A 26,073-nucleotide genomic window follows, 5' to 3' on the forward strand; every position below is an offset into this window, starting at 1 on the left:
CAACAGCCGATAAGCTTGATCTGGGTTAACAAACTATTTCTCCGCAATTTATCCATCTTACCAATTAGTTGAAATTACGTCTCATTTTCATCGTAAGATAAATAAAAACATTAGGTTACATGTGATACTCACCACATATGGAGTATCAAATCACAACTGGCGCTATATAAATAAATACATATCGAAATAAAAGATACGTATTAATATCTGATTCGAAAAAAAGCAATTTTAGGAAAAATACAAAATGCAACAGTAAAAACCGCTCAATGAATGCCTGGTATGAAAAATGCATTACATTTAGGTCAGGAAAATAATTTATTAATATTTAGTTTTCATTCCCCTACACCGATAAAATAATAAGTAAGGAGTTATCAATGAGCATTGAAAATCCCTTTGATCTGCGGCTTCCGATTGATATGGCAAAACTGGCAGAGCAAGTCGGTATATATAAGGCCACTAAGAATCCGGCCACCACCTTTTATTTAGCCATGACTGCCGGTGTATTCATCTCTATCGCTTTTGTCTTCTACATTACAGCAACAACCGGCACTGCTGGCGTGGTGGCATTTGGGTTGGCAAAGTTGGTAGGCGGCCTGTGTTTCTCTCTTGGTCTGATTTTAGTGATTATCTGTGGGGCTGATTTATTCACATCCACAGTACTCATTGTGGTGGCTAAAGCCAGTGGCAAAATCAGTTGGCGGCAATTAATCTGTAATTGGGTGAATGTCTATTTCGGTAATCTTATTGGTGCACTGTTCTTTGTGGCATTGATTTGGTTTGCCGGTCAGCATACGGCGGCAAATGGTTTATGGGGCTTGAATGTGTTGCAAACTGCCGAACACAAATTGCATCATACGTTTGTAGAAGCGGTGTGTTTGGGGATTCTGGCTAATCTAATGGTCTGTCTGGCAGTATGGATGAGCTATTCCGGCCATACTTTGACGGATAAAATTGTGGTGATGTTACTGCCTATCGGCATGTTTGTCGCCAGCGGTTTTGAACACAGCATTGCCAATATGTTTTTGATCCCATTAGCTATTGTCATCCGCGATTATGCATCACCGGGGTTCTGGCTATCAATTAATGCTACCCCGGATCAATTTTCTGCGCTGACCCTAAATAACTTTATTATCGATAATCTAATCCCGGTGACTATCGGCAATATTATTGGTGGTGGGTTATTGGTTGGCCTGACCTATTGGATTATTTATCTGCGCAATCCAGCTCATTGAGTCAATAGCGCCATTGATATCGACAAATTTGACGAAATGACGTGAATAAAAGTGACACCCATAACGTAACAGCCAGTCGGGTTTACCCCTGACTGGCTGTTACGTTAATTCACAATAACCGATTATTTCTTCTTAGCGTATTTCAGTGAGTCTAATGCGACGGCAAAGATAATGATCGCACCTTTAATAATATATTGCCAATAAGGGTTCACACCGATATAAGTTAATCCGTAGTTAATAACGGTAAAGATAATTACCCCTGTCACTACGCCGATAACGGTACCAACACCACCACTAAAGGACACACCGCCCACCACACAGGCGGCAATCGCATCCAACTCGTACATAAAGCCAAGGTTGTTAGTCGCACTACCGATACGGCCTGCTTCCAACATACCGCCGAAAGCATAGAACACACCGGACAAGGCATAGATCATGATCAAGTTTAGTGGCACATTCACACCAGAAACTTTTGCCGCTTCCGGGTTACCGCCGATGGCAAAAATATTCTTACCAAAGCGAGTTTTATTCCACAGCACCCAGACAAAGCCGATAGCAATCAAAGCATAGAAGGTAATATAAGACAGTTTGAAATCACCAAATCGTAAGAACCCTTGAGCAAAGGTTGAGAATGCCGGATCAAAACCTGCAATCGGTGATGCGCCAACGAAATCGTAATACAGGGAGTTAATCCCGTAGACGATAATCATCGTACCTAATGTGGTAATAAATGGAGTCACATTCAGGTAAGCAATGATAATACCGTTGACCAAACCAATAATCGCACCAATCAGACAGACGGTTAAAATAACAATCGGAATCGGCACTGTGTGTAAATCAGGGAAAACTTTATTAACGTTATCCATTGCTTGCAACATGGTCGCCGCAACTACCGCCGCCAAACCTACCTGACGCCCGGCTGACAGGTCGGTCCCTTGGGTAACAATCAGCCCTGCCACACCCAGTGCGATAATAATACGCACCGATGATTGGGTTAGAATGTTACTTAAGTTCATCAGACTTAAAAACGTCGGATCCTTAACAATAATAATTGCCAGTAATACGAACAACACCACATAAATCCCGCTCTCTTTAAGGTAAGTGAGCATACTTTTCTTATTTAACGCATTCATAATAAGAACCTTCGACTAGATTAGAGATGCAAGGATGCAAGACGTAATATTTCATTTTGCGTGGTTTGCTTAGTATCAACAATTCCCGCAACCTGACCATTACTCATTACTAAAATTCTGTCAGTGATCCCTAGTAGCTCAGGCATTTCAGAGGAGATAATAATAATCCCTTTGTCTTTCTTCGCTAATTCAGTCATTAACTGATAGATTTCAAACTTAGCACCGACATCAATACCTCGAGTCGGCTCATCCAACATTAATATTTCTGGTTGAGTCAGTAGCCAACGGCCAATAATTACTTTCTGCTGGTTACCACCGGATAAAGAGCCAATACTGGTACGGTGACCGGGCGTTTTTACACGCATCGCATCGATAACCCATTGGGTATCGCTCTTCATGCGCGTATTATCCAGCAGCCCAAATTTATTTTTATAGTTACGGATATTAGAGATCAGGGAATTAAAACCCACATCGAGATAAGCGTAAATCCCGGTTGAGCGGCGCTCTTCAGTTACCAGTGCAAACCCATGATTAATGGCTTCATTGGCACTATGGTTATTAATACTTTTGCCATGTAACTTAATGGTCCCGGCCACTTTTTCGCGGATACCAAATAAGGTTTCAACAATATCGGTGCGCTTGGCCCCAACCAAGCCAGCAATCCCCAAAATCTCGCCTTTATGCAAATCAAAGGAGACATCACGGATCGAGGGTTGGCGCAGCGAGGTCAGATTTTTCACTTCCAGAATGACTTCACCCGGCGTGTTCAGGCGATCAGGGAAACGCTGACTCAGTGAGCGCCCCACCATCATTGAGATTATCTGATCCATGGTCAGCCCTTCCAGCGGCTGGGTAGTAATCCACTGACCATCACGCAAAATAGTGATTTCATCACACAGTTGGAATATTTCTTCCATCTTGTGAGAGATATAAACAATGCCGCAGCCACGCTCTTTCAATTTACGAATAATCGTAAATAGATGATTAACCTCTTTCTCAGTTAATGAAGAGGTCGGTTCATCCATAATGACGATTTTGGCGTTATAAGAGAATGCTTTGGCAATCTCGATCATTTGCATTTGAGATACTGATAATGTTGCGACTTTATCGCGGGGATCAATATCAATATCCAATTCATCAAAGATAGCTTTGGTATCTTTGTACATTTTATCTTGATCGACAAAAAAACCTTTGGTTGGGTAACGACCCAGCCACATGTTGTCCATCACTGTACGTTGTAACACCAGGTTTAATTCCTGATGAACCATAGAGACACCGTGCTCTAATGCTTCTTTAGAGCTTTTAAATTCTATTTCTTGCCCCTGAAAGAGAATACTCCCGGAGTCTTTTTTATAGATACCAAACAGACATTTTAATAGCGTTGACTTACCTGCACCATTTTCTCCCATTAATGCATGGATCGAACTTGGCCGCACTTTAAGATTTACGTTATCTAACGCCTTTACACCCGGAAATGATTTATTGATATTACTCATTTCCAGCAACCACTCACGGGGTTGTGCTGTATTAATATCGGCCATAGTTATACCTGGCTAAGAATTGCCACTCACCTGCGAAATAAATACCTTATTCGCCGATAAGTGCATATTCAAAATAAGGATCAATGCAAAAAAACCTTCGGCCCCGGTGCTGGTTACCCAATATCGGGGCCAGAAGGTTAATAATTACTGCTTTACCCTTAGCACTGACACGGCTTTGGGCACCACCTATCACGACAGGCTGTTATTTAGTAAATTCAGCCAGGTTATCTTTATCAACACCTACATACGGAATACGTACGATTTTGTTTTCGATTTTCCAGTTAGTCCCTTCAGCAGCAGGTTTACCGGCAGCCAGATTTTTAACTAAATCGAAAGTTGCTTTAGCTTGATTGTTGGCATCGTTCAATACGGTACCGGCCATTTGGCCTGATTTCACCAGCGCTAACGCTTCTGGCAAGGCATCAACACCAAATACTGGAATACTGGTTTTGTTATGGGCTTTCAAGGCTTCTACTGCACCCATCGCCATCGCATCGTTGTTAGCAATAACCACTTCGATCTTGTTGGCGTTAGGGCCAGATAACCAGGCATCCATTTTATCTTTAGCTTGCGCGGTATCCCACATTGCAGTATCTAACTGCAATTGTTGAGTCGGCAGACCTTTTTCATTCAACGTTTTAATGACATAAGTTGTACGTGCTTCAGCGTCTGGGTGACCCGGCTCGCCTTTCAACAGCACAAATTGGATTTTGCCATCTTTATTCAGATCCCATGCTGGGTTGGCTTTCCAGTGTTTCGCAATCAGCTCACCCTGAATAACACCAGACTCTTTAGAGTCAGTCCCTACATAGTAAGCTTTATCGTAACTATCCAATGCCTTACGTGAAGGTTCTTTGTTATAGAACACGATCGGCACATCGTTGCCGCGTGCTTTATCAATAACAACCGGTGCTGCTGCTGGGTCGACCAGGTTAATGGCTAGCCCTTTCACACCTTTAGCCAGCAATACGTCAATCTGATCGTTTTGCTTGGACTGGTCATTTTGGGAGTCATTCATCAGTAAGGTAACGTCAGGAGATGCTTTAGCATCTTTCTCGATAGCTTTACGGACCACGGACATAAAGTTGTCATCATATTTATAAATAGTGACACCAATACGGGTATCAGCTTGAGCAGCCGCGCCAAACATCATGCTGGCAACCAGGGTCGCTAATGTGAAAACCTTCTTATTCATTTGTATCTCCGGGTTTATGTAGGGTAGTACAGGGTGATAACACCGTCGCCTTAACGTGAGAAAGACCCATCGTTCAAAGCTGCTGACACTGAATATCTATCGTCCTTGAGCGCACTCCACTCCGAGAAAGCCGCCTGAGTCGTCAAAAACCATGCCACTTACAAACTCAACATCTGCGGAACGCGTGTTTGTAAATTACTATTCTAAAACCCGCTACCGTGTGTTTTTTATCCGGTAACCGATGACATATTGATACATTCAGGTAGAAAACAACTAGAGCATAGACGGGCCGTTGTTAAGAATCTGTGAATTTTCTCACAGATTGAAAACGGTTACACAAGAATAAATACGTAACTAGTGAGCGACCCCACAAATTGCGACAGAATGACGCGGTACCAATGTGGGTTTAAAACAATAAGCCGCGTGCGGGTCTGGCGGATGACTGGCCCCTTCAAGTGCCAGCTCGGTGGCTAAAGTTGCCATAGAAACAATAGGATAACGCACTGTGGTCAATTTGGGGCTGGTATAGCGGGCAATAGGGATATCATCAAAGCCCACCAGCGAAAACTGCTCAGGGACACTGATACCGTTTTCTTTCAACACCGCCAGCGCACCAGCAGCCATTGAGTCGTTATAGGCAAACACCGCACTGAGCTGTAAATTGCGCCCCAGCAAGTCAATCATGGCACGCTCCCCCCCAGCCAGATCAGGAGTACCAAATGCTCGCCAACTGTCAGGAGCAGTGATACCGGCGGTCTCAAGCGCATTTAGGTAACCCGTTTGACGCTGGATAACATCATCAATGGGGTGGTTGGAACCGAGAAAACCGATACGTTGGTGCCCTTGTTTAAGCAGTAAACGGCATGCCATTTGCGCACCGCTAACATTGTCTAATCCTACACAACGGTGCTCAAACCCAGGAATAATCCTATTAATCAGAACCATACCTGGAACCTGGTCTAAAAAAGCGATTAACTCACCGTCACTCAATGCCTTAGCGTGAACAACCAATGAATTACAGCGTTGACGCAGCAGCACTTCAATGGCATGACGCTCTTTATCGGCCTGGTGGTAGCTATTACCAATCAACAGATATTTTTGATGTCGTTGGGCTACGGTGTCTACCGCTTTCACCAAGGCACCAAAAAAGGGATCAGAGACATCCATCACCACCACACCGACAGTATCGCTACTTTGTGTTGCCAGTTTTTGTGCATTAGCATTTGGGCGGTAGCCCAGTTCTGACACCGCTTTCAGCACTGCGGCGCGCGTTTCTGGCCGAATAGCAGCGCTGTTATTGAGGACACGGGATACCGTAGCCAGCGAAACGCCAGCCCGCGAGGCCACATCACGAATGGTGATACTATTTCCAGATGAATGCAGAGCAGCCATGACCTTATCCTGTGAATAAGTAACCATGCGCGTGTTGATGTGAACTGGGCATGGCAGGTGGCTTATCCTACCCAGTTTGTTGAATTTGCCACGTGAAATGCGTCACAAGAAAGAAAACGTTTACATACAAATTTGCAACCCGCTCGATCATTTTTACTTTACAGACGCATTCAGGGCTTAGTGTTGCGTGGTTGTAACGATTGACCGCAAGCATAGGCGGTCAATTTTCGCCATAACCACTCGAGTGGCCCTTGGGCAAAGTAATGCAGCCATAGCAGGGAGAATAGGATATTACACAGCCAGACCAGTGGAACAATCGCGAGGAGTTGTAGGCGGTCAAGCTGTTGATATAAGCCGAAGTGATAGAAAATCAACGTACATATCAATGTTTGCAGTAAATAATTACTCAGAGCCATGCGCCCTACCTGTGCCAACCAATGATTGACACGCCAACCGGATATTGTGGGACCGAAGCCATACAGCAGAGCCAGATAGCCCACAGCCTGTAATGGAGCCCCTAACTCACGGGGAACTTGCAACAAAAAACCGCTCCAACGGTAATCCCAGCCCACTGCCCATTGCAGTGCCACCCCCGGTATTTGGATAACTAATGAAAGCGGTATCAAACATGCCGCAAGCAAACGGTAGTGGCGCAAGCTAAAATCACCGCGTAGCCAGCCAGAACGCATTAACCCAGCACCAAATAACATCGAGCCAGCCAGCTCCCAGCCATATTGGGCGCCGATAGCAATCAAATTGGATGACAACAGATCTAACCGATTCTTCCAGGCTTCCATGCCCCCCTGCAACTTCCAAAATTGCTCATATTGCAGATCCGCAGGCCCCGGCTGCCAAAATCGCCCCGGTTCGCCATTAGTGATAAACCCCAGTAACAGCAATACCGCGACACCCACTAAATAAAGCACCGCACCGGTACGCAACAAACTGGCGGCATCTTTGGCATCACGAATCATTCGCCAACACACCAGACCGATCAAACCATAAGCAAATAGAATGTCTCCATCCCAGAAAAAGATACCGTGAATTAATCCCAGTAATAGCAATAAGGAAAGTCGCGCCCGAATCCAGCTCTTGCCGCGTTTAAGTAATAGCTCAAGGCCCGCACCAAACAGAATGGCGAAAATAGATAAGAACTTGGCCTGTGCCACAATATCGAGAATGGCCCAAGTCCAGGCATCGGATAGCGAAGGAAGGCCCAGATAGGCCGGATTAAGATAAGCAGCCTTTGACAGACCGAAGGCGCTGATATTAAGCAGCAGAATGCCAAGGATGGCCAGCCCTCGCGCACTGTCTAACGTTGCGATGCGTTGACGCATACCCGACATCCTGTGTACGGGCACCCACTGGTACCCTCTCTGGAAAAGGCTAATTAGCCGTTGTGACGTTAGCTATTATGACGAACAGCACGCAGGAATTCCTGGCGCGTATTCTGGCTAGATTTGAATAACCCGCCTAATGATGTCGTGGTGGTCGCACTGGTAGCATCACGAATACCGCGCGCTTTAACGCAATAATGCACCGCATCGATAGAAACTGCGACATTATTAGTGCCTAACAGTGTCTGTAGTGCCAACAGGATTTGCTGTGTCAGCCGCTCTTGCACTTGCGGGCGCTGAGCAAAAAACTGCACGATACGGTTGATTTTAGATAAACCAATCACACTGTCTTTGGGAATATAAGCGACAGTGGCTTTACCATCAATAGTGACAAAATGATGTTCGCAGGTACTGGTCAGGGTGATATCTCGTACCGTGACCATTTCATCGACCTTCATTTTATTCTGAATCAGGGTGATTTTGGGGAAATTTTCGTAATCCAGTCCAGAGAAAATCTCATCAACATACATTTTGGCAATACGTCTTGGCGTATCCGCCAGACTATCGTCAGACAAATCAAGATTCAGCAATTGCATGACTTCAGTCATATGCGCTTGAATCTTGGTTTTACGCGTTTGGGCATCTAACTCTTGTTTGCGCAGCGGGGTTTCAAGACCACGGGCCAGCAATGCCTCATGAACCAACTCAGCTTCTTTACTTAGCGATGACATTCTTTTCTCCAGCAGGCGTACACATCCGAACAGTATAAACATGATGTAGATCACGTTCGGATTTTGCTCCCCACTTTAGTTGAGAGCAAAATGATTATCCAGTGATTGTTATTCATATCGAATCGTTATTTACATCATGATGAAATAGTTGCATTTGGTGCATCCACTGTAGCGTAAATCAACCGGTAACTGTTTCCTGAGCGCGACGTGGCGTTTTGATAACCAACCCTCCAGCAATGAACAGTGCCACCACTGCCACGTACAGCGCAGGCTCTAACCGGTGAGTCAAGGTTGTTGAGATAGCGGATAATATTGGGCCAACCAGTTGTCCGATAGCATAACCGGTGGTCAGTAAACCAGCCATATAGCGGGTGTGTTGCGGTGCCAGCTCCCGGCCATGCTGCAATGAAAGTTGCACCACACTCAGGAAACCGCCACCGGTCAGTAATGCCCCTAATGCCAACCCACTAACTCCCGGCACTAGCTCCGCGCACAATACCCCCAATGCCTGTACCCAGAGTGTTAATGCCAAGCGGGTTTGCGAACTCAGGCAATGGCGGGTCAAAATACCGATAGTGATCCCTATCACCGCCGCGCCACCAAACACCGGCCAGACAAACTGGGCAAACAGGCTATCTGGGAAGCGCGCTGCTGCCATTTGCGATAAAAATGTTGCGGGCAGAATATAACCGAATCCCGCCAGACTGTAGCTCCACACCAGGCGCTTGAGTGCTGGCGTTAAGGTCAGTGGAATCGCAGCGATATGCGGGCGATGTAGTTCCCCACTTCGCGGCAGATTAATACTGATCATGGCAATAATAACTAACGCCAATACACCATAGACCAGCCAGGCTTCTGCGGCCGATAAGCCATAGCTATGAATAACCACTACCAACATACCGCTGATGAATATGCCCGCGCCTGGTCCGGCAAATACTGCGGCACTGAGTGCCGGACGGCCAAAGTGGGCCAGACGTTCATTGGTCCAGGCGGCGATAAGTACCATCGACCAACCACTGGCCCAGCCAATGGCAAAACGTACCACGCCATGCCACCACGGCCCATCAACTACTGCGGATAGCAGCGTAAGCGTTACCGCGCCCCACAATCCGAGCCATAAACGGCGCTCCACATGGCGGCTGGCACGCATAGCATCAAAAGCGCCAAACAGGTATCCCAGATAATTAAAGGCTGCCACCAGCCCGGCACCGGTTAGGGTGAACTGATGCTCTGCGATCATTAGCGGTACTTGCGGCGTAAAAGCAAAACGGCCAATTCCCATCGCCACCACTAACGCGAGAAAACCACTTAATGCAATTCTTAATGCCATCTGCCCTGCCCATTGTTTGCTGACAGATAATTCCTGCCAGACGGTTAAAAGAAAGTTGCCAATATCATGCCTGAGCATTAGAATCACAAAAAATGAATAATACTAACTAAGTTCATCACAAAAAGAGAACACCTATGGACCTGACCCAGCTACGCATGTTTTGCTGTGTAGCAGAAACCGGTTCCGTTGCCCGGGCAGCGGAGCAGATGCACCGCGTCCCGTCAAATTTGACGACCCGCCTGCGCCAACTTGAAGTTGAGCTGGGTGCCGACCTGTTTATCCGTGAAAAACAGCGCCTGCGGCTCTCCCCTATGGGCCATAACTTCCTCTGTTATGCCAACAGGATCCTGGCGCTAAGCGAAGAGGCAATGCGCATTACGCATACTGGCGAACCGGCGGGTAATTTCCCGTTAGGCTCGATGGAAAGCACTGCTGCCACCCGTCTGCCTAATTTGCTGGCGGCCTATCATCAGCGCTACCCACAGGTGTCCTTATCGCTTATCACCGGGACGTCTGGTGAAATCATCGAGCAGGTACGGGCTGGGACACTGGCGGCAGCGCTCGTTGATGGGCCAGTTCAACATGATGAACTGCACGGTTGTCGCTCTTTCGACGAACAACTGGTGATCATTTCTTGTTTGGACCACCCTCCGATTATGCAAGCCCGCGATGCGGTGGATGAGACACTGTTTGCCTTTCGCCCCAGCTGCTCTTACCGCTTGCGCCTGGAGAGTTGGTTCCGTCAGGCCGGTGTCTTACCGGGCCATATTATGGAAATCCAGTCTTACCATGCCATGCTGGCCTGTGTTGCCAGTGGTGCCGGGCTGGCATTGATACCCCATTCCGTATTGGCGCTACTGCCGGGCCATGAACGGGTACAAGTTCATGCCTTACCGGCTGATATTGCCGATACCGCAACTTGGCTTATCTGGCGTAAAGATGCCTTTAGCCCCAATGTCCGCACCTTAAAAGAACTGATTATCGAGCAGATTGAAATTCAGTGACTTATCTGACGGCTTGCCGCTTATCGGCCATAATTTATACAAACCATGTTGACTTACGTCCAGACAGCCAGATGCAACATATTAGACACATAAACAATTAATTTATATAACAGTCACCACACAGAAGCTATAGGAGCAACACCATGCAGATGATTAAAACTCGCGCCGCAGTCGCATGGGGGCCAAACCAGCCGCTATCGGTTGAAGAAGTTGATTTGATGCCACCGCAGAAAGGCGAAGTGCTGGTACGGATTGTCGCCAGTGGCGTATGCCACACCGATGCCTACACCTTGTCAGGCAAAGATCCCGAAGGGATATTCCCAGTGATCCTCGGCCATGAAGGTGGTGGGATTGTAGAAGCAATCGGCGAAGGTGTTACCAGCGTTGCAGTGGGTGATCACGTCATTCCGCTGTACACTCCAGAATGCGGTGAATGTAAATTCTGCCGCTCCGGTAAAACCAATTTGTGTCAGGCGATCCGCAGCACTCAGGGCAAGGGTTTGATGCCTGATGGCACCACTCGTTTCTCTAAAAATGGCCAACCGATCTTCCATTACATGGGGACTTCAACCTTCTCTGAACTGACAGTGGTACCGGAAATATCACTGGCAAAAATCAATAAAGAAGCGCCATTAGAAGAAGTTTGTCTGCTCGGTTGTGGCGTCACCACCGGCATGGGGGCTGTGATGAACACAGCAAAAGTCAAACCGGGCGACACTGTCGCCATCTTCGGCTTGGGTGGCATTGGTTTATCGGCAGTGATTGGGGCGAAAATGGCTGGCGCTAGCCGCATCATTGGTATTGATCTCAATACCAGTAAATTCGAGCTGGCCCGCAAACTGGGCGCAACAGACCTGATTAACCCGAAAGATTATGATAAACCTATTCAGGATGTGATCGTCGAGCTGACCGATGGCGGCGTAGATTTCTCCTTTGAATGTATTGGTAACGTCAATGTTATGCGCTCAGCGCTTGAGTGCTGTCATAAAGGCTGGGGCGAATCAGTCATCATTGGTGTTGCTGGTGCCGGTGAAGAGATTTCGACTCGTCCATTCCAATTGGTCACAGGCCGCGTATGGCGTGGCTCAGCATTTGGTGGCGTTAAAGGACGCTCCGAGTTACCGGGCATCGTGCAGCAATATCTGGACGGTAAATTCGCTCTGAATGATTTTATTACCCATACCATGGGGTTAGATCAAATCAACGAAGCCTTCGATTTGATGCATGAAGGTAAATCTATCCGTACCGTGATCCATTTTAATCATTCTTCACAAAACAAATAAGCCAAGGAGGCAGGCAACGCATGAATACGTCACTTGAACTTCTCGAAGAGCACCGGATGTTTGGCGGGTGGCAGCAACGCTATCGCCACACCGCCAGCAGCCTGAATTGCAATATGACCTTCAGCATCTATCTGCCCCCCTTACGGGATGACAACCCGCCACCAGTGCTTTACTGGCTGTCGGGTCTGACCTGTAATGATGAAAACTTTACATTGAAAGCCGGTGCTCAGCGGGTGGCCGCTGAGTTGGGTCTGGTACTGGTTATGCCGGATACCAGCCCACGTGGCGATGATGTGCCGAATGACGAAGGTTATGATTTAGGACAAGGCGCGGGGTTCTACCTCAACGCAACACAAGCCCCTTGGTCTAAACATTTTCAGATGTATGATTATATCAGCCAAGAGTTACCGGCTTTGATCGCCCAACATTTCAGAGTGAGTGACCGTCAGTCTATCTGTGGCCATTCAATGGGGGGGCACGGGGCATTGATGCTAGCACTGCGTAACCCGCAGCAATACCAATCAGCTTCGGCCTTTGCGCCGATAGTCAATCCGTGTCAGGTGCCTTGGGGGCGCAAAGCCTTGACTGCGTATTTGGGTACCGATGAGAGTCAGTGGTTGCAATATGATAGTTGCCACTTACTTACACATGCGCACACCCAACTGCCGATGCTGGTAGATCAAGGTGATGGTGATCAGTTTCTGGCTGACCAGTTACAACCGGCAAAATTAGCTGAATTGGCGCGACAGCGCGATTGGCCACTGACACTTCGTATTCAACCGGGTTATGACCATAGCTATTTCACCATAGCCACATTTATTGAAGATCACTTACGCTTCCATGCGGAATTCTTACATCCGTAATCGATGTAATTAACGTGATTATCAATCATAACTATTTTAAGCCCTACGGGGCTTTTTTATTTTAACGTAGAAATGCATAGTTATTCCCGTTACAGTTATAGCTAATTAACAATCGAAAAATTAAAAAAACATGATAGCTAATCACATTCCATACAAACATATCTATAAATAAAAATATTGATAAATTCCAAAAATAGAATTACAAATAAACAGTAAGAATCTTTTTGGTACTTAATTACATTCAAAGATAATTATTTAAATGGAGTATTATATGAATATTTCAAAGCAATCAGATGATAAAGAAATAAAATACAGCCACTTAATAGCACTAAAAGGTAAGTTGCAATCATTAGAAGAATCATTTAAGAGTAATGCATTTTATATAAATGACAATGAAATAGAAAAAATAAAAAATAATACCCTGCGAAGCAAAATAACAGCATGGAACTGGTCAAGAAGCTTTGCTGAAGAATAGAAAAACATGAACCATTCAGAAATTATTGGTTAGGCCATAAATCATTAATGGCCTAACCTTGCTCCACATAGCAGTAACAATGAAAGCAATTCAATACACCTTATAGGTTTCAATATGTAGGAAGGAAGGCAGAAATAAACGCATCCAACACATTTACGTCTTGAAATCATGGGGATAAATAAATTGAGATATTCTTGTATGTTTACAAGTGAATTCATTAATGATGTAAAGCTTAGCCCGATGGCAAGTATATTAGCGATAATAATAACGGCTTTAGGTATGCTCTCATCATTTTTAGTATTACTGCTTTATTTAACGGATAGAAGTATTGAAAATTACCACAATGACCACGCACAAATATATCGCATAGAAACTCAGTTTAACTTGCCAAACGGTGACGATGTAAAATCAGCACAAGTACCTTTTCCATTGATTCCAGCATTGCAGAATGCAAAGAACATTAAAGAGGTTATCTATGCACTACGTCTATTTACAGACTTACAAGTGAATGACCAAACTCACAGCAAAGTAGAGATTTATACCGTTAGTCCGAATTTCTTCAATGTCATTAATCCCTATAAACTGAGTAATGATCAACCTAATCTATATGAACCAAATATTTCTCAATACCGCCCTCATCTGACCCAGAATGAAATTATTATTACGCCAGAATTTAATCGTCAATATCTTCATCTGGATAATCCGGTCGGGCACGTTATCACCTTAGGGAACAAAGGCCAATTCGTCATTAAAGATATGATTAGTTTGCATAAGGATAACCGTTTTAAAACCAACGCCGTGATTGCATTTTCTCCCGAACTCATAGATGGCTATCATGATAAAAGGCATGATTGGTACGATATGCACGCTTATGCCTTTATTACAATGGACGCAGGAGAAAAACCCGATTCTGAACAATTGGGTACACTCGTTACCCGTTACGCCCCCCAACTCCCTGGAGCACCATTCAGCCCCGAAGAGTTCATTCAATTATCTGCACGTAATATTACCGATATCCATTACGATAATGGGTTACCTGATGAGATCAGCACAGTTATTGCAAAATCCTATTTATACAGCTTATATGCAGCCGGTATTTTTATATTTCTAACAACCACCATGAACTTTTTTAATGTTAACAATGTAATAAATACCAATAAAAAAAACAGTTTCCAGATAAAGAAATCGCTCGGAGCCTCTCGTTATCAACTATTGACTGAAGCACTTTCCATCGCACTGCTTCAAGCCTTTTTTGTACTCCTGTTAGCAATCCTCTTTCTGATTGTTTTAATACAGCTATCTACAGGCGTTAAAGAGTTAATTCTCATTCAAGAAACTAAAACATTACTAGCCTCCTTCTTTTTTACATTGATTTCAATTTATACAGCAATTCTCATTTCTCATATAACATATCTATATGTTACCGTTTTTCCCAATCAATCTGGCCATTATAATATTTATAATCAACAGCCAATATCACGCTACGTCCATCAAGGAGCACTGTGCATACAAATAACAATCGCAGGCATAATAGTTTACTTATGGGCAGGAATATTGACACAGAATGATTTTATGCAGCATCATAATTTTGGTTATGAAAAAGACAATATAGTGACATTTACTTTAAGTGATGAGTTAATTGATCAAGCAGCAATAAATAGTTTACAAAATGAATTGAAGAATACTGTAAATATAGAGTCTATCGCACTTAGTAGCTGGCAACCCTTTGACATGTCGAGGACAAACACGTCAATATTTCATCTTAATCAGCAAGAGAAAGATAAGTTAGTAACAGTAAATACACTTAATGCTAATAAACACTTCCTTGATACCTGGGGAGTTAAGGTATTAGCAGGGTATGATAATGTGCTAATGCCGAGTGATGATAATAATATTGTCCATGCGGTAGCAACTCAATCCTTTATGACTTTAATGGGGCAACATTCCTATGATGAAACATTGAATAGCATATTTTACATTAATGATAATGACTCTGAACATAAAATAAGAATCCTTAGAATAATAAATGATTTTTATCTTGCAGATGTCAATAAAAACACCACACCACTATTGATATTTATTGAAAACAAGTCCCAACGATATGGCGCATTAAAATTGCAATATATACAGGATCTTGGGGAAGTTAAAAAAACACTTGAGCGATATCGGGTTAACCCCACGCAAATACAAACAGTGGAACATTTACATCAAGCATATTTCAATACGAATAGACTTATGCAAAAAACAGCTAATTTTGTTGCCATACTTTCAATTTTATTAATATTAATAAGCACGGTAATCATCAGTATATCCGAAACCAAACGAATCGGTAAGACATTAAGAATAATGGAGTCTATTGGTGGTTCTATTTATACCCATATCGTTTTCTTTATACAGCAAAATATCGCCCCCATTATTTTTGCTGCTATAATAGCATTCTCGATGGGTTTCTTTTTATTGCATCGATGGTTGGTTCAATACCATGCTGTGGATAATCTTTCATACGTCAATGCCACTGCTACACTTTTTATTTTCATAATTAGCATAGTTGTCATTATGACTATTACGCTGATCTTTAATAATGACAACATAAATACCAAAAAGAAACAATAAATACATGGATATAAAAATTGAAAAAAATGCACATACAAACTTACGCATAACGTTAATTATTATAGGTGTATCACTTATACTGATTGCCTGTTTTTTTTACATTTACTCTTTATTCACAAGCCAAAATACGTTATTAGTTGCGCGGGAAAACACTATTTTCATTACGGTTAAGCCTGAGGAATTTCAGGACGTATTAATTACACGTGCCATTACGGTACCGAAGGAAAGCACGATTATATCAAGTGAACGTGGGGGGAAAGTCATTGAAATTGCCAAAAAAGCTTTTGAAGCGGTTAACAAAGGTGATGTTATCGTTCGTTTATCCAATTATGATTTCATGTTAGAAACAACCTCCAGAATGGCAGATACCACCGAACAAATAAATAATCTGCGTAATATGAAAATGCAATTGGAACAAGATAATCGAGATACCAAACTCAGCCTACAAGAAGCTCGACACCAGATCGGGGTTGTTAGCAAAAATCTTGTCAGGCATCAAGTCCTCGATACAAAATCGATGATTGCAAAATCAGAGTTAGAAAACCAAAAAGATATACTGAAAAATTGGAAAACTAAGAGTGAGATATTACTAGAGCATAATAACAAAAACCAAAAATCACTTCCTAAGCAATTAAATAATATTAATGACTCTATTTTATTACTTGAACGAATGATGGGAATGATTGAAACGGGCATCGATCAATTAGTAATAACTGCACCTATTGACGGCTCTTTATCTGTTTTGGACATTGAGTTAGGCCAGCAAATAAAACCTGGTGAAAAAATAGCAGTCGTAGATAATTTCAATTCATATTATTTCAATGTCTTTTTGAGTGAATATTACTTGGATAAGATAAAACCACAAACTCGTGTTATTGCAAAAATAAATGGCCAGGATATTGTACTGCTTATTGAATCGGTCTCCACAGTTATTGATAATGGCAAGTTTAAGGCAAAGCTGACACCGACTCAATTAAACAAAGTCCCGCTAAAAAGAGGCCAATCTATTGAAATAGAAATCTCATTGCAAGATGAGAAAGAGAAGATATTATTAGTACCCAATGAAAGTATTACTTCAGATAAACATGGGGGTAACTACCTCTATATCTACCAACAAAAACATGATCATGCGATTAAAACTAAAGTAGAAATTAAGCGCCGCAACGCAGAAAAAACAGAAATAACAGAAATAACAGCAGGACTAAATTCAGGTCAACGTATTATCATCCCTTCATATTCAAACAGTAACCAATATAATATAATTGAGTTTAAATAATATGCTAAACATACAAAATGCAGAAAAGTGTTTCATAACAAAAACGATTAAAACCCGGGTATTTCATCACCTGAACCTCGCTGTGGAACAAGGTGAATTCGTATCAATTATGGGTCCATCAGGATCGGGGAAATCGACTCTGCTCAACATTATAGGCATGTTTGACTCACTTGATAGTGGCTCACTTACCTTAGCAGGAAAGGATGTCGTATCCCTAAGTTACTCACAACAAATTATATTAAGGCGTGAGTTGATAGGCTATATTGTTCAATCATTTAATCTTATTCCACATTTATCAATATTCGATAATATTGAGTTACCACTGAAGTATCGCCATGTTGCAAAAAAAGAACGTATTGAACGCGTTAATCGGATTTTAAACCTTTTTGCTATCGAGAATCGTAGAGATCATAAACCAATGCAATTATCGGGTGGTCAGCAACAACGAGTCGCCATTGCCCGTGCCATGGTATCCAATCCAGCATTATTGTTAGCTGATGAGCCAACCGGTAATTTGGACAGTAAAAACACCCGAAATGTACTTGAACAATTAAGCAGAATAAATCAGACAGGAACAACCATAATAATGGTTACACACTCAGATGAAGCCGCCACATATGGTAATAGAATCATAACCATGAGAGATGGAAAATTAACTTAAAAATAGGAGCGCAACATGCGTAATATAATATCCATCGTAAACAGAGATAGCGTTAATATTATAGACATAAATATTAGAAAACTGGAGGAATTAACCTCGCATGAATATAAAGCATTATCGGCCTATCTCATCGGGAAGATCCCTGCTAGCCAGTTATTGGATGGTGATGAGTTAACTCTATTTAATAAAGAGTTAACTCATCATATGGAGGTAAAAGCAATTAATGTAGGTTTCGCACTATAACTCAACCTCTTGCCCTTTGCGGTGCAGGCGCAATGAAACCAAGAAGGTAACGAAGCACATTGCCGAAACGTACCAAAAGAAGCTGTTTTCCATATCAAAAGACTTAAGAGACAGCGCCACATATTCAGCACTACCACCAAACATGGCATTTGCAACTGCATAAGACAGGCCAACACCTAAGGCTCTGACTTCTGGCGGGAACATCTCTGCTTTTAGTAACCCACCAATAGAAGTATAAAAACTGAGAATAATCAGGGCGGTAATAATCAGCATAAACGCAATATATGGACTGGTTACCCCTTTTAGGGCGTGCAGAATAGGTACCGTTAATAGCATTGATAATAGGCCAAACGTTAGCATAGATGTACGGCGGCTAATGCGATCGGATAATGCACCAAATAAAGGTTGTACCAACATAAAAATAAATAATGCCGCCGTCATGACCAGGCTGGCGGTTTTCACATCCATCCCGGCGGTATTGACTAAATACTTTTGCATATAGGTGGTGTAGGTATAAAAAGAAAGAGAGCCACCCGCGGTGAAGCCTAGTACCATAATAAATGCGCGACGGTTCTTCCATAGCCCTTTCAAACTCCCCGCATCTTTCTTATTACGGTTCTTCTCATCCGAGGTTTCATTCAGTGAACGGCGTAAGTAAAGAGCAACCACTGCCAACAGTGCGCCCAGAACAAAAGGAATACGCCAGCCCCAACTGTGCAATACCTCTGATGAAAGTGTTTGCTGTAATAGAACCAGCACTAATAATGCCAGCAATTGGCCGCCAATTAATGTGACATATTGGAACGAAGCATAAAACCCTTTGTGCCCTTTCACTGCGACTTCACTCATATAGGTGGCACTGGTGCCATATTCGCCCCCAACAGATAACCCCTGGAATAAACGGGCGACTAACAGTAAGACCGGCGCCAGGCTACCAATTGACGCATAGGTTGGCAGGCAAGCAATCATCAACGAACCGGCGCACATCATATAGACCGAAATCAACATGGATAACTTGCGGCCATGTTTGTCAGCAATATAACCAAATAACCAGCCGCCAATCGGCCGCATCAAAAAACCAGCAGCAAAAACACCGGCAGTCTGCACTAATTGGGTGGTTGGATTATCACTGGGGAAAAAAAGCGGGGCAAAATAGAGCGCGCAAAAAGAGTAAATATAGAAATCAAACCATTCAACCAAATTCCCAGAAGAGGCCCCAACAATGGCTCGTATCCGTTGCCGGGTATCTGCTTTATCTGTCAGACGTGCTGATGTTCCCTGACCTTCTACCACAGTAGTGTCTAATGAAGTTGTTTCAACCATAATGATGCGTCTGCCACATTGTTAAACGTCCATGCCATATAAGCTCAGAACCGAGAAATCACAGACACTGAACTCTCATTTTTATATTGTTAGATTGTTATATATTGGTAACATTATCGTTTCAATGAGAGTTATAGCGCAGAGAGTAGTTTAGGAAAAACCTCAATTTCCTTTGTGATGTCAATTACATAAATATGTTAAGTCGACTGTTTGGTGAAGGTTTTTTTGTGAGCGGCACGACAGAAAAAAACGGGAACAGTACGTAGTCAAAGTGACGATAAGTGGCCAGCACAGCGATTTTGCTGACCCTGTATTCGTCTGCCCTTTTCTGTCTAGAAAGCAGAATCAGGCTGGAGAAGAAAAGCCTGTTCCTCTGCACTTGAGACTCGCCCAAGGATATGATTGCGGTGTGGGTAACGGCCAAAGCGATCAATAATCGCTTTATGGCATAACTCATAATCAAGCTGATTGTCATTACCCAATTCGGTAAAGAGTTCTAATGCCTGTTTATGAATAAGCGCCGATTCGGAATGCATAAAAGGAAGATAAAGAAAGCCGCGTTGAATATCAGATAATTGTTTCGTCTGACCACTGCTGATTGCTTCCTGCGCTAGCACCAGCGCCATCCCGTCACAAGAAAATGATGCAGGTAAATCACGGAACAGGTTTCTGCTGAATTGATCCAGTATCAATATTTCCGCCAAACGCCCTTCAATTTTAAACCGCCAGTGGGCCAATTCCCCCTTTGATGCCGCTTGCCAAACCGGGCCAAACCGCTTGCGTAGCAGAGCATCAAAATCCTCATCCTTTTTGAACCACAACGCCGGGTCCATCTCGTTAAACCAAAAGTCCAGAATCGATTGATACTCCATGTCACACCCCTGTGTTGCCTGCCGAAGGTTTATACCCATGAAAATAATAGCACTGATCAAGGCAGTATCAATCTATCGTCTCTTTGCGCCGCCATCCATTCACCCACCTGACAATCTCTGCCATAATGGTTTCATTATTTGATGGTAGCTCAGCACCCATAATTACCTCTAGCTAACGGTGCACACTGACCACGGAGTCCAGCATGGATCACAGTAATACCTCGGATTTACTCTCTCTCGAACAAGCTCTGACTAAAATGCTGTCGCAGGTTACGCCATTGCAGGCAACAGAAATCATCGCATTGACCGAAGCGGCGGGACGTATCACCGCCAGTGCAATTACATCACCGATTGCTGTGCCCCCCTTCGCCAATTCAGCCATGGACGGATATGCCGTGCGTTGTAATGAGCTTAGCAGCACATTACCGCTGCCGGTGGCCGGCAAGGCTTTTGCCGGTGCACCGTTTAAAGGTGAGTGGCCAGCCAATACTTGCGTGCGAATCATGACCGGTGCCCCTATTCCTGAGGGAGCCGATGCCGTCATCATGCAAGAACAGGCCGTGGCTGGCGAACAAGGTGTCATATTCAATAGCCAGGTGCAGGTTGGGCAAAATATCCGCTTGCCGGGTGAAGATATCCAACAGGGTGCTGCCGTTTTCCCCGCGGGGGTAAAATTAGGCGCGGCGCAATTACCGCTACTCGCCTCATTAGGCATTGCAGAGATTGCCGTGTTTCGCACACTGAAAGTGGCTATTTTCTCTACCGGCGATGAATTGCAACCAGTCGGGCAGCCCTTAGGCGAAGGACAGATTTACGATACTAACCGCTTCGCGGTACGGTTGATGCTGCAACAGTTAGGCTGCCAAATAGTTGACCTTGGCGTGATCCGTGACGATCAACTCGCATTGCGCAAAGCATTTGAACAAGCCGATGCCGCCGCTGACCTTGTTATCAGCAGTGGTGGTGTCTCGGTGGGTGAAGCGGATTACACCAAACAGATGCTGGAAGAGTTAGGCGATATCGGTTTCTGGAAGTTGGCGATAAAACCCGGCAAACCGTTTGCTTTCGGCAAATTGGATAACGCCTGGTTCTGCGGCTTACCGGGTAATCCGGTCTCGGCGGCGCTAACATTCTATCAGTTGGTACAACCCCTTATTGCTAAACTCTCCGGCCATGCGGGGTGGCGTCCACCACTGCGCCTCAACGCGGTCGCGGCGACAAAATTGAAGAAATCCCCCGGCCGTTTAGATTTTCAACGCGGTATTTTCTCCACCAATGCTAACGGTGAATTGGAAGTACGCACCACAGGTCATCAGGGGTCTCACGTATTCAGTTCATTCAGCCAAGGTAACTGCTTTATTGTGCTGGAACGAGAACGCGGTTCTGTCTCGGTCGGTGAAACAGTTGAAATCGAACTGTTTAACGGGCTATTGGGGCAATAAATTGTACATGGTGGAGAGGCTGACATGCTGCCAGAACTGACCGATGCCCAAGCCCTGCGTTATAACCGGCAAATCGTGCTGCGCGGTTTTGATTTTGACGGTCAGGAAAAACTGAATGCTGCCAAGGTGTTAATCGTTGGATTAGGGGGGCTAGGATGCGCAGCCGCACAATATCTGGCAGCAGCAGGCGTGGGCCACCTTACCCTGCTGGATTTTGATACGGTTTCGCTTTCCAACCTGCAGCGGCAGGTTTTGCATCGCGATAATCGTATCGGAATGTCAAAAGTGGCCTCTGCGGCACTGACGCTGTCTGAAATGAACCCTCATTTGGCACTGAAATCCATTGATGGTCAGTTAGATGACCAACAACTCGCGGCAACCATTGCTGAACATCAGTTGGTGTTGGATTGTACCGATAATGTCACCAGCCGCGAGCAACTCAATCGACTGTGTCATGCACAACGTAAACCACTGGTTTCAGGTGCAGCAATTCGCATGGAGGGGCAAATTAGTGTTTTCACTTATCAGCCAAACCAACCCTGCTATCGCTGCCTCAGTCGGTTATTCGGTGACAATGCACTGACCTGTGTTGAAGCCGGGGTAATGTCGCCCTTGGTGGGGATTATTGGTAATTTACAAGCGATGGAAACCATAAAGCTGTTAGCTGATTATGGTCAGGTGATATCTGGGCGCATATTGATGTATGACGCTGCAACGGCAGAGTTTCGGACCATGAAGCTAGCCAAAGATGCCCACTGTGAAGTCTGTGGCAAAGATTAGCCGCCTATTTAGCGCAAAAAAAAGCTGATGCAATGCATCAGCTCTCTTATCAACACACCATCAACTAATCAGGACTGAATACCCTGGCTACGCAGATAGTCTTCGTAGTTACCGGTAAAGTCGATCAGCTTGCCTGGTGTCATTTCAATCACTCGGGTCGCCAAAGAACTAACGAACTCACGGTCATGGGAAACGAAGATTAGCGTGCCTTCGTACATTTCTAATGCCATGTTCAGCGCTTCAATCGATTCCATATCCAAATGGTTGGTTGGCTCATCCATTACCATGATGTTAGGGCGCTGCATCATCAGCTTACCAAACAACATCCGCCCTTTCTCACCACCAGACAAGACCTGTACTTTCTTCTTAATATCGTCCTGGCTAAACAGTAAACGGCCCAGCACACTGCGCACAGCCTGCTCGTCGTCTTTTTCCTGTTTCCACTGACTCATCCAGTCAAATACCGTCAGATCGATTTCAAAATCGCTGGCATGATCCTGTGCATAGTAACCAATCTTACTGTTTTCAGACCATTTTACGGTGCCAGAATCCGGCTCATAATCCCCTACCAAGGTTTTCAGCAAAGTCGATTTACCGATACCGTTTGGCCCGAGGATAGCCACTTTTTCACCCACTTCCAGGCGCAAATCCAGTTTTTTAAACAGCGGGCCGTCATCAAAACCTTTGGTCAACAGTTCAACTTCCAGCGCATTACGGAACAGTTTTTTATCCTGATCAAAGCGGATAAACGGGTTCTGGCGGCTAGATGCTTTCACTTCATCAAGCTGAATTTTATCAATCTGACGGGCGCGAGACGTCGCCTGTTTGGATTTAGAGGCGTTGGCACTAAAGCGGCTAACGAAAGATTGCAGCTCAGAGATCTGGGCCTTTTTCTTGGCGTTATCTGACAACAGACGATCACGAGCTTGCGTCGCCGCCGTCATGTATTCGTCATAGTTACCCGGATAAACACGCAGTTCGCCATAATCCAGATCCGCCATGTGGGTACACACCATGTTCAGGAAGTGACGGTCATGGGAAATAATAATCATGGTGCTGCTACGTTCGTTCAGCACTTGTTCCAACCAGCGGATAGTATCAATATCCAGGTTGTTGGTCGGTTCGTCGAGTAACAAGATTTCCGGGTCTGAGAACAGGGCTTGCGCCAGCAATACACGCAATTTAAAGCCAGGAGCGATTTCGCTCATCAAGCCATAATGTTGTTCAACCGGAATACCTACACCAAGCAGTAATTCACCGGCACGTGCTTCTGCGCTGTAACCATCCATTTCACCGTAGGCAACTTCCAGATCAGCCACTTTATAGCCGTCTGCTTCGCTCATTTCAGCCATAGCGTAGATGCGGTCGCGCTCTTCTTTTACTTCCCACAGCTCGCCGTGACCCATAATAACGGTATCCAGCACTGTGTTGTTTTCAAAGGCGAATTGGTCCTGACGTAACTTACCCAGACGCTCATTCGGGTCAAGGAATACGTTACCGCCGCTAGGAACTAAATCACCGCCAAGGATTTTCATGAAGGTGGATTTACCACAGCCATTAGCGCCGATCAGACCATAGCGATTACCGCCACCGAATTTTACTGAAATGTTTTCAAACAGCGGCTTGCTGCCGAATTGCATGGTGATATTGTTAGTACTTAGCACAGAGCTCGCTCTCGATTGGATTACTGAATAGGGATATTCAAGAATTATAGAAAATGTGATTCGGCGCGCATTATGCCACAAGATGGCAAGAGTATCGCCTCCAGTTTTGCACGAAATCTCAGCAAGCGCTTAAATCTGACGGTAAGTGGCTGCGGCAATAAAAGCTTGATGCCACTAAAAGGGGCTATTAGCCCCTTAAATAAATACCCTAAACCCTAGGTTATTCGTGCTGTTACTCATCAATACATTGCAATGCGCTGTATTTATCCAGCAGGAATGGCCGCAGATAGCCAACTGTGTTAGACATCGGTAGCACCTCTTCGCTGAGATGGATATTCAGGATATCGCTGAGATAACTACGCCGTTTTTGTATTCTTTGCCAAACATCAGGGTACTGTGTAGCGAGCGCATTACGTAAATGCTGATCAGCCAGTGCAATACACTCCTCAGCACTCACTCCGGCATAACCTTTTACCGAAGGAATGATATCGATTTGGAATATCATCCCACTGCGAATTATCTCTTCAGAATCGCTATAAATGGGAGAGCACAACCACTCTTCATCAGCAACTAAATGGCCGGGATTTAGCGACCAATGGTATTGTGATTTAGGGAAAACCGTTTCCACTAATGCGTACATCTCTTTTCCTGGCATACCAATACGAATATTTTCCAGCCAAGCGACGACTGTTGTGTAATAAGGTAGCGCAACCTTATCAAGATAATCTCTTTCCGCGCGCGGTAGTTCATCTGCCTGATGAACCGCATAGCCGGTTCTACTGCTCAAACCGCCTTTAAACCCAGTGGTCAATGATATTTTATCGCCGAGTTGTACCGCTTTATCACTGGGATATAAATTTGCCTGTTCAAATCTGACGCCAGTCGCAGCAATTATCACAACAGTGTTCGGTTGGCCTTCATCTGCCAGATAACTGCCCAGTTGCTTTTCTGTTATGCCGATATCAACCGCAGCCAATGCATTAAGAATACAATTCGACGCCAAATTAGCGCCATATTCATAGTGCGCCAATTCATTAGCATTATTGGTCACTCTAGCTGCAATATCACTGCCAATAAATAGACTGGTAGCGTTAATAATCGTTGCTACCGGTGAAGCAGACTTTTTAATCGCATCCAAAATAAAATGGGGAATATCAAATAGCTGACTGTTATCGTCCAGCTTACTGGTAAACAGTTTCCATCCTGCAACCCCAATCTTTTTAGCCTGCTGAATCCCGGTTGCTGCCAATAATTCAGTAAGCGTTTTACTGTTGTCCATTGGTTGATTTGGCAATGAAAAATAGGGGACATGAATCACGGTATTTCTGACTCTGGCATAGTCAGATAACTTTAAATTCTCGTTACCTAATAATAAATAGACCTCGCCCGAGACATGTAACACCAGAGCCGCTTCTTCAAAACGGGGAATAAACCCCGCCAGATATTCAAAGTTCCCGCCATGCTCTTTGTCCGCATACACCAATAAATAATCGATAGCGGCACGGCGCATATTACTAATAACTTTAGCTTTGCGATATTCGATGGTTTCATCATTAATGGCTACCTTAGTAACAGCATCAAACCTTGGCGGCGTATCAATAGCGTTAAGTTTTATCTGACGCTTAATAATCATCTTGTTCATAAGAATCATTACCTTGGTTAATTTATTTACACGCCGCCATA

At 44.4% G+C, this 26,073-nt stretch carries 22 protein-coding genes; 11 read left to right on the forward strand and 11 right to left on the reverse strand.

Annotated elements, in window-relative coordinates; all coding sequences use genetic code 11:
• The first annotated feature begins 374 nt into the window (after positions 1 to 374).
• Positions 375 to 1,232: a formate transporter FocA gene (gene focA / locus V2A84_RS11670; protein ID WP_083159385.1), complete on the forward strand. Its 858-nt coding sequence runs from the start codon at positions 375 to 377 to the stop codon at positions 1,230 to 1,232.
• 122 nt (positions 1,233 to 1,354) lie between these two features.
• Here the strand turns inward: focA and mglC are convergent, their stop codons facing one another.
• The 7 genes from mglC to V2A84_RS11705 all read right to left on the reverse strand — a co-directional run bounded on the left by mglC (position 1,355) and on the right by V2A84_RS11705 (position 9,891).
• A complete protein-coding gene (gene mglC, locus V2A84_RS11675) occupies positions 1,355 to 2,365 on the reverse strand; it encodes a galactose/methyl galactoside ABC transporter permease MglC (RefSeq protein ID WP_005187595.1) in 1,011 nt (336 codons plus the stop codon).
• Between the two features lie 20 nt (positions 2,366 to 2,385).
• Positions 2,386 to 3,906: a galactose/methyl galactoside ABC transporter ATP-binding protein MglA gene (gene mglA / locus V2A84_RS11680; RefSeq protein ID WP_372568901.1), complete on the reverse strand. Its 1,521-nt coding sequence runs from the start codon at positions 3,904 to 3,906 to the stop codon at positions 2,386 to 2,388.
• A 202-nt stretch (positions 3,907 to 4,108) separates the two neighbouring features.
• Positions 4,109 to 5,101, reverse strand: coding sequence for a galactose/glucose ABC transporter substrate-binding protein MglB (gene mglB, locus V2A84_RS11685; RefSeq protein WP_372558441.1), 993 nt, complete (start codon positions 5,099 to 5,101; stop codon positions 4,109 to 4,111).
• A gap of 354 nt (positions 5,102 to 5,455) precedes the next feature.
• Positions 5,456 to 6,493 carry an HTH-type transcriptional regulator GalS gene (gene galS, locus V2A84_RS11690; RefSeq protein ID WP_420071964.1) on the reverse strand — a complete coding sequence of 346 codons (1,038 nt, stop codon included), beginning with the start codon at positions 6,491 to 6,493 and terminating at the stop codon, positions 5,456 to 5,458.
• 170 nt (positions 6,494 to 6,663) lie between these two features.
• Positions 6,664 to 7,830, reverse strand: coding sequence for a DUF418 domain-containing protein YeiB (yeiB, locus tag V2A84_RS11695; RefSeq protein WP_083159389.1), 1,167 nt, complete (start codon positions 7,828 to 7,830; stop codon positions 6,664 to 6,666).
• A gap of 68 nt (positions 7,831 to 7,898) precedes the next feature.
• On the reverse strand, positions 7,899 to 8,561 hold the full coding sequence (gene folE / locus V2A84_RS11700) for a GTP cyclohydrolase I FolE (protein ID WP_042569448.1): 663 nt from the start codon (positions 8,559 to 8,561) through the stop codon (positions 7,899 to 7,901).
• A gap of 178 nt (positions 8,562 to 8,739) precedes the next feature.
• Positions 8,740 to 9,891: a YbfB/YjiJ family MFS transporter gene (locus tag V2A84_RS11705; protein ID WP_442848862.1), complete on the reverse strand. Its 1,152-nt coding sequence runs from the start codon at positions 9,889 to 9,891 to the stop codon at positions 8,740 to 8,742.
• A gap of 134 nt (positions 9,892 to 10,025) precedes the next feature.
• Here V2A84_RS11705 and ptrR point away from each other — a divergent pair, with 134 nt between their 5' ends.
• The 8 genes from ptrR (at position 10,026) to V2A84_RS11745 (ending at position 18,309) form a co-directional block, all read left to right on the forward strand.
• Complete coding sequence (ptrR, locus tag V2A84_RS11710) at positions 10,026 to 10,895, forward strand: putrescine utilization regulator PtrR (RefSeq protein ID WP_442848863.1); 870 nt, start codon at positions 10,026 to 10,028, stop codon at positions 10,893 to 10,895.
• A gap of 143 nt (positions 10,896 to 11,038) precedes the next feature.
• Complete coding sequence (locus V2A84_RS11715) at positions 11,039 to 12,178, forward strand: S-(hydroxymethyl)glutathione dehydrogenase/class III alcohol dehydrogenase (RefSeq protein WP_050311956.1); 1,140 nt, start codon at positions 11,039 to 11,041, stop codon at positions 12,176 to 12,178.
• Between the two features lie 20 nt (positions 12,179 to 12,198).
• Positions 12,199 to 13,041 (forward strand): S-formylglutathione hydrolase, encoded by an 843-nt coding sequence (fghA, locus tag V2A84_RS11720; RefSeq protein ID WP_083159405.1) that lies wholly within the window; start codon positions 12,199 to 12,201, stop codon positions 13,039 to 13,041.
• Positions 13,042 to 13,312: 271 nt separating this feature from the next.
• On the forward strand, positions 13,313 to 13,516 hold the full coding sequence (darA, locus tag V2A84_RS11725; protein WP_083159407.1) for a darobactin family peptide antibiotic: 204 nt from the start codon (positions 13,313 to 13,315) through the stop codon (positions 13,514 to 13,516).
• Between the two features lie 198 nt (positions 13,517 to 13,714).
• The gene (gene darB / locus V2A84_RS11730; RefSeq protein ID WP_442848864.1) at positions 13,715 to 16,129 is read left to right on the forward strand and encodes a darobactin export ABC transporter permease subunit; all 2,415 of its coding nucleotides are present in this window, start codon (positions 13,715 to 13,717) and stop codon (positions 16,127 to 16,129) included.
• A 4-nt stretch (positions 16,130 to 16,133) separates the two neighbouring features.
• On the forward strand, positions 16,134 to 17,405 hold the full coding sequence (darC, locus tag V2A84_RS11735) for a darobactin export ABC transporter periplasmic adaptor subunit (RefSeq protein WP_442848865.1): 1,272 nt from the start codon (positions 16,134 to 16,136) through the stop codon (positions 17,403 to 17,405).
• Position 17,406: 1 nt separating this feature from the next.
• The gene (darD, locus tag V2A84_RS11740; protein ID WP_442848866.1) at positions 17,407 to 18,066 is read left to right on the forward strand and encodes a darobactin export ABC transporter ATP-binding protein; all 660 of its coding nucleotides are present in this window, start codon (positions 17,407 to 17,409) and stop codon (positions 18,064 to 18,066) included.
• A 15-nt stretch (positions 18,067 to 18,081) separates the two neighbouring features.
• Positions 18,082 to 18,309: a hypothetical protein gene (locus V2A84_RS11745; protein ID WP_442848867.1), complete on the forward strand. Its 228-nt coding sequence runs from the start codon at positions 18,082 to 18,084 to the stop codon at positions 18,307 to 18,309.
• Here the strand turns inward: V2A84_RS11745 and V2A84_RS11750 are convergent.
• Both V2A84_RS11750 and V2A84_RS11755 read right to left on the reverse strand, forming a co-directional pair.
• Positions 18,304 to 19,632, reverse strand: a complete 1,329-nt coding sequence (locus V2A84_RS11750) for an MFS family transporter (RefSeq protein ID WP_083159411.1) — start codon at positions 19,630 to 19,632, stop codon at positions 18,304 to 18,306. The genes V2A84_RS11745 and V2A84_RS11750 overlap by 6 nt on opposite strands.
• Before the next feature lie 332 nt (positions 19,633 to 19,964).
• On the reverse strand, positions 19,965 to 20,504 hold the full coding sequence (locus V2A84_RS11755) for a DUF924 family protein (RefSeq protein WP_442848868.1): 540 nt from the start codon (positions 20,502 to 20,504) through the stop codon (positions 19,965 to 19,967).
• 203 nt (positions 20,505 to 20,707) lie between these two features.
• Between V2A84_RS11755 and moeA the strand changes: the two genes are divergently transcribed.
• Positions 20,708 to 21,946, forward strand: coding sequence for a molybdopterin molybdotransferase MoeA (gene moeA, locus V2A84_RS11760; protein ID WP_083159415.1), 1,239 nt, complete (start codon positions 20,708 to 20,710; stop codon positions 21,944 to 21,946).
• A 24-nt stretch (positions 21,947 to 21,970) separates the two neighbouring features.
• Entirely contained in the window at positions 21,971 to 22,726 is a 756-nt protein-coding gene (gene moeB / locus V2A84_RS11765) for a molybdopterin-synthase adenylyltransferase MoeB (protein ID WP_193784691.1), read from the forward strand.
• 68 nt (positions 22,727 to 22,794) lie between these two features.
• Here the strand turns inward: moeB and V2A84_RS11770 are convergent, their stop codons facing one another.
• The gene (locus V2A84_RS11770) at positions 22,795 to 24,390 is read right to left on the reverse strand and encodes an ABC-F family ATPase (protein ID WP_071843536.1); all 1,596 of its coding nucleotides are present in this window, start codon (positions 24,388 to 24,390) and stop codon (positions 22,795 to 22,797) included.
• A 232-nt stretch (positions 24,391 to 24,622) separates the two neighbouring features.
• A complete protein-coding gene (locus V2A84_RS11775) occupies positions 24,623 to 26,032 on the reverse strand; it encodes a Xaa-Pro aminopeptidase (RefSeq protein WP_442848869.1) in 1,410 nt (469 codons plus the stop codon).
• Positions 26,033 to 26,073: the final 41 nt, after the last annotated feature.

Origin of the sequence: Yersinia sp. 2553 StPb PI (assembly GCF_052217105.1) — a bacterium.
GTDB lineage: Bacteria > Pseudomonadota > Gammaproteobacteria > Enterobacterales > Enterobacteriaceae > Yersinia > Yersinia enterocolitica_E.

What these genes read in the sequence shown, in the direction of transcription:
- darD (WP_442848866.1), top strand. Translation starts at nt 17,407, where the DNA reads ATGCTAAACATACAAAATGCAGAAAAGTGTTTCATAACAAAAACGATT.
- darB (WP_442848864.1), top strand. Translation starts at nt 13,715, where the DNA reads ATGTTTACAAGTGAATTCATTAATGATGTAAAGCTTAGCCCGATGGCA.
- darC (WP_442848865.1), top strand. Translation starts at nt 16,134, where the DNA reads ATGGATATAAAAATTGAAAAAAATGCACATACAAACTTACGCATAACG.
- mglB (WP_372558441.1), bottom strand. Translation starts at nt 5,101, where the DNA reads ATGAATAAGAAGGTTTTCACATTAGCGACCCTGGTTGCCAGCATGATG.
- moeB (WP_193784691.1), top strand. Translation starts at nt 21,971, where the DNA reads ATGCTGCCAGAACTGACCGATGCCCAAGCCCTGCGTTATAACCGGCAA.
- focA (WP_083159385.1), top strand. Translation starts at nt 375, where the DNA reads ATGAGCATTGAAAATCCCTTTGATCTGCGGCTTCCGATTGATATGGCA.
- V2A84_RS11705 (WP_442848862.1), bottom strand. Translation starts at nt 9,891, where the DNA reads ATGGCATTAAGAATTGCATTAAGTGGTTTTCTCGCGTTAGTGGTGGCG.
- V2A84_RS11775 (WP_442848869.1), bottom strand. Translation starts at nt 26,032, where the DNA reads ATGAACAAGATGATTATTAAGCGTCAGATAAAACTTAACGCTATTGAT.
- V2A84_RS11745 (WP_442848867.1), top strand. Translation starts at nt 18,082, where the DNA reads ATGCGTAATATAATATCCATCGTAAACAGAGATAGCGTTAATATTATA.
- mglC (WP_005187595.1), bottom strand. Translation starts at nt 2,365, where the DNA reads ATGAATGCGTTAAATAAGAAAAGTATGCTCACTTACCTTAAAGAGAGC.
- V2A84_RS11750 (WP_083159411.1), bottom strand. Translation starts at nt 19,632, where the DNA reads ATGGTTGAAACAACTTCATTAGACACTACTGTGGTAGAAGGTCAGGGA.
- moeA (WP_083159415.1), top strand. Translation starts at nt 20,708, where the DNA reads ATGGATCACAGTAATACCTCGGATTTACTCTCTCTCGAACAAGCTCTG.
- V2A84_RS11755 (WP_442848868.1), bottom strand. Translation starts at nt 20,504, where the DNA reads ATGGAGTATCAATCGATTCTGGACTTTTGGTTTAACGAGATGGACCCG.
- V2A84_RS11715 (WP_050311956.1), top strand. Translation starts at nt 11,039, where the DNA reads ATGCAGATGATTAAAACTCGCGCCGCAGTCGCATGGGGGCCAAACCAG.
- ptrR (WP_442848863.1), top strand. Translation starts at nt 10,026, where the DNA reads ATGGACCTGACCCAGCTACGCATGTTTTGCTGTGTAGCAGAAACCGGT.
- darA (WP_083159407.1), top strand. Translation starts at nt 13,313, where the DNA reads ATGAATATTTCAAAGCAATCAGATGATAAAGAAATAAAATACAGCCAC.
- yeiB (WP_083159389.1), bottom strand. Translation starts at nt 7,830, where the DNA reads ATGCGTCAACGCATCGCAACGTTAGACAGTGCGCGAGGGCTGGCCATC.
- folE (WP_042569448.1), bottom strand. Translation starts at nt 8,561, where the DNA reads ATGTCATCGCTAAGTAAAGAAGCTGAGTTGGTTCATGAGGCATTGCTG.
- galS (WP_420071964.1), bottom strand. Translation starts at nt 6,493, where the DNA reads ATGGCTGCTCTGCATTCATCTGGAAATAGTATCACCATTCGTGATGTG.
- mglA (WP_372568901.1), bottom strand. Translation starts at nt 3,906, where the DNA reads ATGGCCGATATTAATACAGCACAACCCCGTGAGTGGTTGCTGGAAATG.
- fghA (WP_083159405.1), top strand. Translation starts at nt 12,199, where the DNA reads ATGAATACGTCACTTGAACTTCTCGAAGAGCACCGGATGTTTGGCGGG.